14 protein-coding genes are annotated in these 13,754 nt (G+C 32.7%); all 14 read right to left on the minus strand.

Annotation, left to right across the window (positions count from 1 at the left end):
* Nucleotides 1-70: 70 nt before the first annotated feature.
* Nucleotides 71-451, minus strand: coding sequence for a hypothetical protein (locus NCCP2331_RS01185; protein WP_251667960.1), 381 nt, complete (start codon nucleotides 449-451; stop codon nucleotides 71-73).
* A gap of 78 nt (nucleotides 452-529) precedes the next feature.
* Nucleotides 530-1,048 (minus strand): hypothetical protein, encoded by a 519-nt coding sequence (locus NCCP2331_RS01190; protein ID WP_251667962.1) that lies wholly within the window; start codon nucleotides 1,046-1,048, stop codon nucleotides 530-532.
* 45 nt (nucleotides 1,049-1,093) lie between these two features.
* Nucleotides 1,094-1,546 (minus strand): hypothetical protein, encoded by a 453-nt coding sequence (locus tag NCCP2331_RS01195; RefSeq protein ID WP_251667964.1) that lies wholly within the window; start codon nucleotides 1,544-1,546, stop codon nucleotides 1,094-1,096.
* A gap of 1,346 nt (nucleotides 1,547-2,892) precedes the next feature.
* Complete coding sequence (locus NCCP2331_RS01200; protein ID WP_251667966.1) at nucleotides 2,893-4,206, minus strand: phage portal protein; 1,314 nt, start codon at nucleotides 4,204-4,206, stop codon at nucleotides 2,893-2,895.
* A gap of 14 nt (nucleotides 4,207-4,220) precedes the next feature.
* Entirely contained in the window at nucleotides 4,221-5,837 is a 1,617-nt protein-coding gene (locus tag NCCP2331_RS01205; RefSeq protein WP_251667968.1) for a terminase large subunit, read from the minus strand.
* A gap of 2 nt (nucleotides 5,838-5,839) precedes the next feature.
* Nucleotides 5,840-6,226, minus strand: coding sequence for a phBC6A51 family helix-turn-helix protein (locus tag NCCP2331_RS01210; protein WP_251667970.1), 387 nt, complete (start codon nucleotides 6,224-6,226; stop codon nucleotides 5,840-5,842).
* A gap of 102 nt (nucleotides 6,227-6,328) precedes the next feature.
* Nucleotides 6,329-7,306: a hypothetical protein gene (locus tag NCCP2331_RS01215; protein ID WP_251667971.1), complete on the minus strand. Its 978-nt coding sequence runs from the start codon at nucleotides 7,304-7,306 to the stop codon at nucleotides 6,329-6,331.
* 240 nt (nucleotides 7,307-7,546) lie between these two features.
* Entirely contained in the window at nucleotides 7,547-8,512 is a 966-nt protein-coding gene (locus NCCP2331_RS01220) for a hypothetical protein (protein ID WP_251667972.1), read from the minus strand.
* A gap of 135 nt (nucleotides 8,513-8,647) precedes the next feature.
* Nucleotides 8,648-8,821 (minus strand): helix-turn-helix domain-containing protein, encoded by a 174-nt coding sequence (locus NCCP2331_RS01225; protein WP_251667973.1) that lies wholly within the window; start codon nucleotides 8,819-8,821, stop codon nucleotides 8,648-8,650.
* Between the two features lie 92 nt (nucleotides 8,822-8,913).
* The gene (locus tag NCCP2331_RS01230) at nucleotides 8,914-9,771 is read right to left on the minus strand and encodes an SU10 major capsid protein (protein WP_251667974.1); all 858 of its coding nucleotides are present in this window, start codon (nucleotides 9,769-9,771) and stop codon (nucleotides 8,914-8,916) included.
* A gap of 52 nt (nucleotides 9,772-9,823) precedes the next feature.
* Nucleotides 9,824-10,324 (minus strand): hypothetical protein, encoded by a 501-nt coding sequence (locus NCCP2331_RS01235; RefSeq protein ID WP_251667975.1) that lies wholly within the window; start codon nucleotides 10,322-10,324, stop codon nucleotides 9,824-9,826.
* Nucleotides 10,325-10,588: 264 nt separating this feature from the next.
* Nucleotides 10,589-11,590 (minus strand): hypothetical protein, encoded by a 1,002-nt coding sequence (locus NCCP2331_RS01240; RefSeq protein ID WP_251667979.1) that lies wholly within the window; start codon nucleotides 11,588-11,590, stop codon nucleotides 10,589-10,591.
* Nucleotides 11,591-12,540: 950 nt separating this feature from the next.
* Nucleotides 12,541-12,693: a hypothetical protein gene (locus tag NCCP2331_RS01245; protein ID WP_251667981.1), complete on the minus strand. Its 153-nt coding sequence runs from the start codon at nucleotides 12,691-12,693 to the stop codon at nucleotides 12,541-12,543.
* Nucleotides 12,686-13,624 (minus strand): tyrosine-type recombinase/integrase, encoded by a 939-nt coding sequence (locus tag NCCP2331_RS01250; RefSeq protein ID WP_251667983.1) that lies wholly within the window; start codon nucleotides 13,622-13,624, stop codon nucleotides 12,686-12,688. Before NCCP2331_RS01250 ends, NCCP2331_RS01245 begins: the two co-directional genes overlap by 8 nt.
* Nucleotides 13,625-13,754 lie beyond the last annotated feature (130 nt).

Consider the following 13,754-nt stretch of genomic DNA (forward strand, 5'->3'; position numbering starts at 1 on the left):
TATGTGTTCTCTCCTTTTATTCGTTTTATACATAAGAAAAAGCCACACCATTTAGATGTGACTTAGGTAATTATTTAAATACGCTGTATAATACATTTTCAAGGTTCTGAATATTTTTAAATTCCTTAGAAAAATTATTAATATCTACCATAACTATTTCAATCTCACTCTTCAACTTCTCTTTTTCATCATGAGATAGAATACCTTCCAACATTGTTAGCGTATACTTTAACAATTCTTCTTTAACTTTTAACTCCAGCAAGTATTGTTCTTTCTCTTTTAATAAACCATTTAAATATTCCTTTGATATTTCATTAAATCTTTCTCTTAATTTGTCTTTGTGTTTAATATGATTATTTTCCATTAGAAAAAAATCACTGTTGTCATCTAATAATAATTTATTTATACTCACGGGAATAACCTTATTTAGCAATAACTCCGCTTTATCCATATTTCTCACCCCCTCATATATACCTAATTCAATATACAGGAAGTAATACCTTTATTGATTTACAATTTAGTTTATACTTTAATAATCAACGTCATATACATAATAGCTACAATTAGATATGCTATCATTTACTGGAGACATTAAACTAAATGACTTTCTTTCATTAGGTAATAAAACCTCACCAGGTGCTACTGCAAATGTATAATCTGTATCTACTACATTTTGTGAAGAATCAAGATATTCAACTCTTACTTTAATACTCATCAACCCATAAATACTTTCATTTTTCACATAACCATTTACCTGTATAAAGTTTCTGACTGCTTCACAAGAAGTTTCTTCTATAATCAAATTATCAAGTATTTCTTTGCCCATCTCTTCCCGATCCTTTTTCTTTCTTTCTTCTTTCTCTTTTGCTTCTTTTGCCGCCTGATCTTCTAGTAGTTGTTTCTCTTCCTCAGCATTTCTTTCTTCTTCCTTTTCCACTTCTTCCGCTGCAACTTGATTCTCTAATTCTTTTTCATCTTTGTTAGAATCACTACAAGCACTTAACAATAAAATAGAAACAATCGGAATAATCATAAACAATCTTTTCATTTAATACCCTCCATAAGTGACAATTTTTCATTTCTACAAGTTGTATTATCTTGAAGAACTTATAGAAACCAGATAATGATCTTCAAAATATAAATAGCCATTTGAATATATCCACTGTTCTCTAATTCCATTTATTGTTTCTGTTTTATTTATCTTAGTAGGTTTTCCCCATGTCGTTTCTATAACTTCATAATCTGTCATGCCGATTGTTGGCGCCTGTTTACTAGATGAAGCATTATCAGTACCATGTTCTAAACGATATGCCCTATCCCTTTCTTCTCTTCTTTTTTCTAGTTCTTCTTGTGTAATATATGTAGCTGTTTTATCTCTACCCCTTACTTCTTCTTGTTCTTTAACACTCGATTCCTCAATGGTTTCTGTTACAGACAGTTTGGAATCATCATTGTCAGTAGAACTTGTACTGCCACATCCACTTATTAATAATATAGAAGCAAAAGGAATAGTTATATACCACTTATTCATATAATCACCTTCCATAGTAATATTATCCTGTTTCCATACTACCATATTACCTACTAAATTTGGAAGTCAATTTCAAAATAAAAAGCCCTCTATTATGAGGACACAATTTTTAATTTCTATTCTAATCTGTACGGTTAAATAGATAGTTCAGGATGAATCATACTGGGATTAATATATAGTGGCTATATTTGAACGCTGGCTATTGGATATGAGAAGAAAGGGATAGGATTAGTTATGTTGTGGGAAAGCAGAATATTATGTGCGTGAAAAAAGTGATATGGTATAAAATTTTATTTTTTAATTAGAGTTATTGATAATTTTATTTTATATTTTAATTATTTTTCTTTCTTCTTATCCCTATTCCCTTGTATATTATCAGATTAAAATTATCATTTTATTAAACTTTTTTAATGTATTCCATAATATATATATATCAATTCAAACCGCCACTATTATATTTTTTCTATAATTTTCCTATATATTTCACTATATTATATATTTTCCTATACATCCCCATATTATACGCAGCAAACTCACCATTATAATTATTCCATATTATTTCCATTCATATAGCGTATTCCCCTATAATTTTAATGTATATTCACTGTATAATTTACCATCTATATATTATCCCATTAATTAACAAACGTGATACCTATGCGATTCCTATTAATATGAATAAATATGTATTTCCTATAATATTCCATATTCTAATCCACCAACAACCAACACGTTACAAACGTTGTAATATCAAGGTATACGTTAATAATCAGAATATTCTTTAGAATACATAATTAAAGTTATCGGCATTAAATGTGTCTAATTTGTGTCAAATTGGATTATATTATACATTTTTTATACATTTCTAATTATACCCTTTTTCTGTAATTTCCCTATATATCAACTTCAATATTTTTACATATAATTTACATATATTCTCTATATATTGCCATACTCTGATTATACTATAATTTTCATATATGAGCAGATAACGGATATACTGGATCATTAATATATAGGCAGATTATAATGAGCAGGGAAATATGGGACTGTTATATAAAATGAATACCTGTTCAATATTAAATATAATTAAAACTAAACAGGATTGAATTTTAACTCAAAAATAGATGAATGAGCTAGTATGGATAATGAAAATAAAAAGATGAATGAGAACGGAATAGGAATGGAAATAAAAAAAAAATATATACCCCTACTAAAAAATCTAATTGATAACGATTCTCACATATAACAGGCGAGAAATTTTCAATATATACACTATCTCACTTTTCCCTATACCTATCACGTTTCCATTCAAACTTCCCCCTACTTATTTCCCGCTACTCCCTAAAACTAATCCTTTATCACGCTAAAGTATCTTCCCTATTACCCATAGTATTTACACTCTCATTCTGTAACCTTTGCTTTTCCATTTCTACATCTTGCACATAGGGATTATTCTCTAGCAGTGTATCAATACTAATTCCACTCATTTCACGTAATTTCTGCATATTACTAATAATTTCCCCTTCATTCATAGGAATATTATAGGTAAATGTGAAATCAACTGAATAGAACTCATCATCTGTCATTGTGAACCCTCTATAAGTCAATAGCTCACGTACCTTACTCATACGCTTATTGAATCCATGCTTTAGATGGCTCTCGTTCTGATTGGCTTTGACCTCACTTAAACTGAACAGTAGCTTAACCGTCTGCTCTGATACGTTGCTGATCTGACTGTCTCCAAATGCTACGGAAGGCGTTGCTGACACCTGCATTAGTGTATCGAATAGCGTCTTGTACAGTGAATTAAACGTGTTACTGTCCATCTTACCTGTTACTAAAGAGAATGAAGCCCCGTCATCTAAGATAAGCCCTTGCGATACTTGGTTTTTATCCATCCCACCTTTTAACTGCTGACCTGAAACGACTGGTATCGGATTAAGGTAACTGTAAAAACTGTCAGTATATTTTGACAATAAATCTTCAATATTATCAAGAATACCCTTCCAATCTTCTAAATCACTTCTGCCCTCACTATTACCAATCAGATCATTACTAGAATAGATTACAGGCAATCCAGTTAATGAAGCATACTGAGCCGTTAATTGTAATCTACCCTTTACGCTCTCATATTCCTGTACCTTTTCTTCATCATAAACTGTATAGTAATCTCTACCATTCCATGAATAGAACTCAACCAATCCAATCAATTCATTGTGTCGATTATATATAGGTGTATACTGTGAAGGATCAATGATTTTACTTGTAATTCTTCCTTTATCGAGGTAGATATATTCTGCACATTGTCCGTAGCAAAGTAGTTTCTTCAAGATTTCAGTATTCTTTAGATTAAACTTTGCACGTTTGCTTACCTCATTCAGTTCATCTGCTACTCTCTGCTGTCCTACTACCACTACATCATGCCGCAATAGGAAACTTGTCTGCCAATTAATCAACTGTCTAGCAAGGTTAATAACTATCTTACGTGGCTCTACAAGCACCCCATTATGATAGAACGGTGGGCGTTGTAAAATATCATGATTACCGTCTAAATAATCTTTATTGGCTTTCACCTTCATAATTTTCTGGGCATTAGATACACTATTTACTTCCTGCAAGAACCAATCTGATTTATTATTATGTTTTACTTTTACATATTCTTTTAAATTCATGTATTCCATTCCTTTCAATCTACATAGTATTTGTTCATTTTCATTGCCTGTACTGCTAAACATGCCGAAATAACGCTATCATCATGATGCGAACTAGAGTTCCCTCTTTTGTTTCCAGTTTTACCGTCTGTCTCTAAAAATAATTGCATCTGCTGTAACGTCTGCTGACTGTCAATATTAATTAATCCCTTTTCAAACGACTCTTTGAAGTCAGATACCATAATCGCTTTTGTTTTTTGAGTAGTAGTAAATCCTAACTGAGTAGAACGTACTCCACGCTCATTGAAAATTTTTTGCTTATATAAATTCATAAATTCGTGGTCTTTTCTTAAACGCTCAATGCAAGGCAATCCATAACTATTTCTCTCCACGCACAAAAAAGCATACCCCCAGATACGCCCTAAATCGTTCAATACCTCAGCAAACTCATATACAGGTACTTTGTTGCTATTAAAATGGATTACTTCCTGTCCGTCACTATCTAAAATGGTTAGAGTTGAACTGTCATTTCCACCACCTGATGAAACATCTGAGCCGCCCCAATAGCGCATATTCGGTACTGGTAAATGGAATATATCTAATCCTTTGCCAATGAATCGGACAAGGTACTCAGGGAAGTCCTGTATACCCTCTATTACGTCCTCACGGCTTAAAGGTTCAATAGTATTACCCATACGATTAAGCACCTTAGATTGATCGAAAACGCTGTTTCCAGTAGAAATAAATGACTGCATAGGATTAGCAGGATACTCCTGATAAAATTGCTCTACACCTTCCATATCCATTATCTTCCACTGTCTCCATGCTAACATTTTGAGGTTTGCATCTGCTTCAAATAATTGTAACTCTTCATCATCTAAATCGGCTTTACTCAGTCGTTTACCTTTATTATTTGCCATATACCACTGCATAGCTTCTTCATGGTCATAAGCGAACTGTTTTTTATATAATTTATGATAAAACGGAATGAAGACAGGGACATATTTAGATTCACCCTTCATAGCAGCCGTATATAATTTAAAGAAATAATTTCCTGTTCCGTTTGATGTAGTTTCTATGGTGCATTGACTGTTAGCCCCTTTTGCTAAGGATTGCTCTAATGACAATAATTGTGATTCCTGATTCTGCCAAAAAGCAAATTCTGAGCAGTGGATATAAGTGTAAGTCGATCCACGTCCAACTGACTTGCTTCCACAGGTCACACTACTAATTTTAGAGCCATTACTAAATAGCAACTCCCCACGGTTATCACGCTTTACAGTAGGAAATAGCCCCTTGTAGCGTTCTCTGGGAAGATACGACTCAATTTTCTTCAACGTGTCGAATAAACTTTTTGCACTGTCTGATTTATAGGAAACAATAAGAATATTCTCATTTTCATTTGTTAGGGCGCGGTACAACGCTCGACTTAGAGTAAAAACTGAAATTCCCGCCTGTCTGGCTTTTCCTACCACAATAAAACGATTAGTTTTCATCAATTTTTCAATATCTTTCTGCGCTTCATTCAACTCAAACGGAACTACATCGTTATTATTATCAGTTATATACAAAAAGTTCTTTGCAAATAGCTCAAAATCATTAAATATCAACTTTATCTTTTCTTGTGGTGTAAGTATTTTCTTTTTAGTCATAATCAAACAATCTCCAAATCATCAAACATGTCATCATTATTTGATTTCTTTTTATACTTCAATTCATTAAAACTTCTTATTTCTTTTTGCAATTGCAGCATGAGTTTCACACTTTGCGTATCGCCCTCTTTTGCTTTCTCTACGACTGATAAATAAACTTCTTCAATGTCATTGCTAAATTTTGATTGCAGGTACAATTGTGTAATCTCGAGAAATTCAGGTTTTTTCTCCCAACGCAAATATTCATTGAGTGACTTCACGCCCAACACTTCACATAATTCTTCTTCTGTACGTTTGGGCTTTGACTGATCCCACTCTAAATTAAAACGCCAAATGGTATAAGTCCTCTTTTTAGGTGATAATTGATTTAGTTTGTCATATATATTCATATTTCATCTTCTCCTTTTGTAAAACACATGAATATGTAGTAAGGGTTCTATCGACTTTTATAATAATTAGTCAATAGAACCCTTTTTTACATCTTATTTAATTTAAAACGGTAAAATATTTGTATCTATTTCAATTTTATTCGGGGCATATTCTTTCTGTAATTCTTCTCTCTCTTTTTGTAGCAGCATTGCACATTCCTCTGCACTGATTTTCTTCATTTTTTGGAATTTAGAAGGTTTTTCATTGAAGAAATCAAAATCTCTCACATTATATCTAGTTTTCTTTCTCATTTCTCTGGGAAGTGCAAGCGAGAAATATTCTTGTTTATGTTCAAAGTCGATCATTTTATAACTCTTCAGTATTGCCATGTATTTATTGACCGTTCCATTAGATAAACCTGTTTCTTCTATCAACTCTTCAAATGAAACATCATAACCCTCTGCAAAAACATCATTACCACGCTTCAAGAAAGCGTATAAATAAAATCCTATACAACCAATTTTTTCATTACTCATACAGTACATAAATACTTCAAACGGAATCATAGTAGTATTTTCTACGTCTTTAAATGTCCCATCTATAACATATTCATCAATTTCACCGTTTTCTAATGTCTCCTGCACCTCTTTATCTAATGAAAGTGTCGGCTCTTTCAGGAAAAAACCTTTAGGAATAGGCATAGTCATATCAGCAATCTCTTTATCTAATTCTGAACGCATGGTGAACTCTAATCCTTCTTCTTTTGAGTATTCCCATACTACTGGATAATCTTTTGTTGTCTTTGTATAGCCGATCTTATCTAAAAGACCGTTACGCTTGATTAAATAATCTAAAGTTTGTTGTTTCGGATTATATCCTAAAATTTCCTTAATTTTTGCGTTATTCAAGATTTCGGCTACACTAAAATATTTAGCATAACGGTATAAGTAAGTTATTAAATACATGTAACTGTAAGCAAATGCAATATGTGAACCACTTTTAATATGATTCTTCAATTCTCCCAATATTTCATTGGAAATAAATACTTTCCATTCTTTTTCATCATAGTTAAGTACCTTACTAATCTCTTCAAATTTCATAATTATCTTCTCCTAATGTTTTTCATATTTTATAGTATTCTCTTAGTTTGTCTGTTTAAATTTAATCAGTAACTTAGTAAGCTCAGTAGTACGCGGGTACATACTAAAAACATTACCGTCCTTTACGCTATGAGCTTTAATGATATATCTCATACCATTATCTCTTAGGAAGTCGGAAAGTTTCTTTGTGTAGCAGAAAAAGAAATCCTTTTCTGTAATTTCATTTAGGTTTTTCATATTTTATCGTCCTCTCGTTTTTAGTGATACCATTACTTTTTGGCTGTTAATGAAAGCATAGCTGTGAGCATTCTCTATAATCTCATTGCTCAGTTGACTGGCTTGCAGGGTAACAGTCCTAAATTTCTCTACAAGCTCAAATTTTGAAGCAGGGAGTTCCACAGGGTACTCTAAATGCTTAGAAAAGAAATCTAAGTCCATTCCTGTTTCAAAGTTATGCCATTTAGCACCGTATGAGTTTTTACTGGCCATATCTATATACAAATGTTTATTGTTTTGTACTTGAATACTCATATTCATCTGCGCTCTTAACATAAATTCATACATTTGATCTTGTGTAAATTGCTCTAAGACCTCTACAAGTTCTACCATGTCAAAATATTGAAGGTAAGATAAAAATTGATCTCTAAAACGATTGTCATAGAAACCCTTAAATCCGACATCACAACAAAGGACAGTGAGTTTACCTTGAAGCGTCTTAGGAAGTGGAACATTGTATAATGCATAGAGCTGTATAAGCGTACTCATTGCAAACTTATCTCTATAACGCCCTCTATGAACGTCCATTACACTATTTATATTGGCTGATTCTGGATTAAGCAAACTATCAACACCAAATTTAGTAATATGATTGTCAAAACATTTACCTTCCTTTAAAGCACAATCGAAAAATACTGTTTCTCTTTCTTCTGAGTTATCAACTACATATAATCCTTTAAAATCATAAAAACTATTTACTTCTAATCCTAAATGGTGTTTAGCAAATGAAGCGCATAGTAAGCCGTCCATATCCGCTGTAAATCCTGATACAAATTTCTTTTCATCAATTTCATTAATAAATTTCGGGTATAATTCTCTGATTTCTTTTTGCATAGCATATTGAACTAATGCAAAATAGATTTCCGTTACTTGTTTGTGAATCAGGTGACAAGCCCACCCTAAGCATATTATGCTTTCCTTTTTCTCCAAAGGTTTCTAAAAACCAGTAAAAACACCCCTGCGTCAAATTTAACGAGGGATAGCTTACATAAATGAGAAAAAGGAAAGCTAAGTTACAAGGTAGTTCATTTTTACAACTCCTTCTCATAAGTGTTTTTTATATTTTTATTTGTTAGTGATAAATTCTTGATACTTTTTTACCTTTTCAGGTGACATGTTCGCCTTATGATTTTCATAAAGGGAAATTAGCCCGATAGAACAATCACATGCTACGGCAAGCTCTTTTAGAGTGATTTTCTTTCTTCTCCGTTGCAAGAAATAGTATTCTATTTTCTCCATATTTCATTCTCCTTCTTCTCATTAAAATTTTTAAGTTTGATTCAAAATAAAAAGCCCCTACTCGATTAAGAGTAAGAGCTTGATAGTGTTAATTATTCGCCTACTGTAAGAACTGCTACTGCTTTAGGTGATCCCACTTTAAGTGAATACTCGCCTACAATTTGACCTTTAGTGCTGTCGCCTGATTTAGCAAGAGGTTCAAATGTTGCTTCACGCAACGCAACCATATTCACATAGTCATCATTGAACAATACAACTTTATCCGCTGGAATGTCACGGGAAAGAACAACATTTACAACTCCAAAGTTAGTATTAATCTGTTCAACGATCATCCCAAAGTTATTTTCTTTGTGCTGATAAGAATAAGAATTCTTGTAGATAGCGTCAATCTTATCTTTTACATCAGCGTTTACAAATGCATAGTAATTACCGCTTGTCAGTTTCTGATTCCACAAATTACGCATACCGTCTTTAAGTAGTTGTTCAACGTCTGCACCTGATACTTCATTGCCTGCAAATTCAACTAATCCTGACATTTGACGAATAAATGGAGCAGAAGAACCGTCCGCCTTTTCTCCGTTAATAAGGACTGACTCTAGTTTAATTTTTAGTTCCAAAAGGCGATCCGCTACCTCTTCGGAAAATTTAGTAGATTGCATAGAAGAAGCAGTCCCACTGATACTGACAGCCCGCTTAAAAATTTGTAAGATATTTGAAATCTCACGTTTTGCAGATTGTTGGAAAGTAGTTGTGTCTGATCCTTCTACTGCATCTGTTTCACCGTCTGTTGCAAGGGATTTTTCTTTCCATGTGTGGATTGTTGACATTGCTTTATCCACGCCTTTAGACAATAGTAAAGATGTAAATGGTGTAGATTCGATACCGAGTACCGCAAGCTCCTGTGATAATGAAATTTGTTCTGTTGCTGTGAAATCTGTTGATTTAAACATTATATATTTCTCCATTCTATTTTTTAGTTTTAGTTTTTTTGTGATTGCTGTATTATTTAAATAAATTGGCTAACTTTGAGCCAATCATAGATTTAACGTCTTTATTTTCTTTGGCTGTTTCATATTCTGCTTGCTTTAGATTTTCTTTTGGTACATAAGAAGCACCAATTTTAATTTCATTCACAATGCCGCAGAGCTTCTGTACAGCGTCCTCTAGTTCATCAGGTGTACTAACATTAATAATGTCTTTAAACGCTTCTAGGTTATGCTGTGATAGCGAGAACGCTACTTCCTTCTGGAATAATTCTTGTTCTCTTTCTTCAATTCGTTTCTTACTTTCTGCTTGCATCTGCTCTAACTCAGCAATATGATCTTTAATAGTCATATGGTCATTCATCTTTTCATCAAATGAACGTTTATCAGTCATTTCTGCAATATGATCTTTTGGTGTCATATGCTTATATACTTCATCCAGTCCACCATTTGCTTCAACTTCTTGCTCAATTTCCTGTTTGTGTTCTTCCCATGTTTTTTCTACTTTTTCTTCTGACATTTTCTTCTTCTCCTTTTTGCCGTTTGGCAGTATGTTTTTATTGCTATCACCGGAGTGACAACTATATTAAAATTATTTATTGAAATATTTTACTGATAGACATAAAAAATAGACGTGCTATATGGCAGTAGCACGCCCTGAGCAATTATAAAATAAATCTTGATAATATAAAGTATCTATTTACTAGGAGGTAATAAATACTATAAAACCACTTGACAAAAGTAGCTCTCAATAAACCTAATTATAGTAAAAAAGTGTGACATTTTATGATGATTTTGGAAACCGTCTCAGACGTTGTTTGAACGCACTTTCATTCATTCCCATCTTCTTGGCAAAGTACCGCTTATTAATATTAATAGGATTCCCTTCTTTGTCGAATGTGAAGGGATGAACATTTAATGCCTTAAACTCTTCTTCTATCTGCCTACATAGCATATCGAAAAACACATATTGATTGGCAGTAAGCTTCTTTTCATTAATTTTCAAGATTGTATTCGCCTTAGTTTTATTGAATTTTTTTGCTCTAATCTGCTCTTTAGAAAGATAGTATTTCTCACCGTCAATTTGATGAACTTTAGATTCAAGTAGTTTAGTAATCTTCCTGTTCACATTATTCCTTACGCTAACGGCGATATACGCAATAATATCTCTTTCTGTTCGCTGTAAATCCACTCTGGGTAATACCTCAATGATCGCGTCCTCGATTAAAGGTATGTATTGATCCAGTAGCTTCTGTTTGTCCCGATTGATATGTGGGAGTATATCAAGAAATGGTTTGATAGTATTTCTAAATGCAGTCCTCTCATAAATGCCTTCACGCTTTTCAATACGCTTGTAAATCATTTTAAGAGGTAGCTTGTCAAAATCATCCTTGTAGTAGTGATAGCCGTATTCAATGAGTTTACTATAAATGTAGTGTAAACGGTCATTATTAACATTCATCAACTTCTCTTGAGTACCTTCAAATTCTTTCTTCTTACGGATTCCATTCGCTTTACGTGTGTAGCGTGCAATCATCACTTTAAAATTCCTCGCCAATTTTTCCTCATAAGTTTTACCTTCTGAGTATTCTGGTCGCCAATGTGGCAAATACACGGTTTCTTCTATCTGTTCATCAGGCGGTAACGTGAAATCTGTATACAAATGCTCGTTATAAGTTACTGTCATAGTCGTCTTAAAACAATCAGAAAGAGCAAGCGAAATTAATTCTCCTGTGAAATCATATCCCCCTGCATTATGTGCCTGTATCTTCTCTTTAAAATTCATTCTATCTTCCCCTATCCCCAATTTACTTTTATTCCCTCATTATACATTATAGGGTTTCAGACCCTCATCCGCAACTGCTATTTTATTTATTTTCTCAATAAAGTAACACCTCACAAACCGCATAGGTATCACGTTTCTAATCCGATAAAATTTCCCTTTTATATTATTACTGATTTATCTACTTATTCGATATGATCCACTTTTAATATTATTGTAAAACATATGAATTTATAGTAGATGAATATAGGTGAATAGATTTATACTCTTCCTTCTATATGATATTAATAATTTTAATATATAATATAATCCGTTATGCAACTCTCTATTATATATACTATAAATTCATATGGTTTACATTTTTATTTAGGATTTATTTTTAGGATTCATAAGAGTTTACGCTTGACATTGGGCTTCACATTCAGCAGAATAGGCGGAAGTTTTAGGAAATTGGCGTAAAAATGTTACCTTACTTCTGACAACAAAAAAATAGTTGAAAGAAATAAAGTAACATTTACATTCAGCATCATATTCGTGTAGTTTGAGGTAGCTTGTATGTCCTTATTCAAATGAAGGTTTTCACCTTTTACATTCCCACTAAATTATCGTCCTTAGTGAATCCAGAATGTAATTACCGTTACCATAGTAACCCGATAATCCCATCACGCCATTAATGGTTGCGCTCACCATTCGTCACTCAGCGGAATAAGGAACGCTTTAAAGAGTGATATATCCCCACTTTATGCAGTGGAAGGGGCATGTCCTGACGATGTGTGTTTATAGTCGATTTATCGGCAACCTCGACTGGTTTTCCTACTTAAAAAAGGCAATATTTAATAAACCTTGCAATATCAATAAAATTTTGATATTGTAAAGACGGGTAAACCATATTAAGTTATGGGTAGATTTATTTATTGCTGGGCATATGTTAGCGCATATGTCCTTTTTTGCGTTTAGAATTTTTCATTCTCAAAATGAGTATGATACTTTTCCAATTCTTTGAGTGCATTTTGAATACATGTGATAGCATCTGTATCTTTATAGCCATCAGATTCATGATTGTAAGCTTTCAGCCATTCTTTAAGATCATCTAATACATTATTCATTTTTTGACCTCCCTAAGTTGCTCAGTGGACTTGTATTCATTGCTTTTTGTTCAATTTGTAAATCTGTCATACTACTGAGATACCGTTGAGTTGTCCCGATTTCTGAATGACCTAGCAATCGAGAAAGCGTGTAAACATCTATATTATTAGTGATACAAGTAACTGCATAGAAATGCCTGAATGAATGAGGACTAACTCTTTTACCTCCTATTCCTGCTCTTCTGCCTGCTTCTTTTACAATCTTGTCTAGTGACATATGACTTAAATAATCGCCTTGATAGGATAAAAAATAATGATTAGATTTCACAATTTTATCCTCAAAATACTTCTTCTTCATACGTTCATACCGGATTAATATTTTCTTTAAGGTGGGGCTGATATAAACTACTCTTTCTTTATTCCCCTTGCCATTCACTAAGATAGAGGTATCTCGTACGCTCTCAATAGTAAGTCCACGTAATTCCATTGCTCTCAGGCCACAATCAGCAAGCATAGCTACAATCGCTTTATTTCTACACTCATAGAAATCTTGGTAACTGTATGAGCTGACCATTTTAGCTACCTCATTTTGAGTAAATCCCTCTAAAACTTTTTTCTGTACTTTAGGTCTGTCTACTTTTCTCATTGGATTATCTTCTATATACTCTTCTTTAATACACCAATTAAAAAAGGCAGAAATAAGTTTCATTTTCGTAACAATTGATTGTGGCTGCAAGTTCTGTTTCTGCTTGAATCTAAAATAAGAACGTAAATCATGAACAGTAATTTTATCAAGTTCTGTAATTGCTCTTTTTTCTTGAAGATATGAACATAAATGACCTAATTCATGCGTTTTATTAATAATTGTTTTCTTGGTTAAGTTTTCTGCTTTCGCATGATAGATATGTTCTTCTATTAAATCGCTCAACAACAACAAAAAATCACCTCCCACTGATTAAGTTTCCATCAGTGAAAAGTGATTTATCTTTGAAATATAACCTTAATTTTAACAACATGAAAAAATAAATGAGATCAAATGAATGACCTATATTATTTATTTCAAATGCTGTTAAAACGGCTTT

The organism is Sporosarcina sp. NCCP-2331 (assembly GCF_023707945.1).
GTDB lineage: Bacteria > Bacillota > Bacilli > Bacillales_A > Planococcaceae > Sporosarcina > Sporosarcina cascadiensis.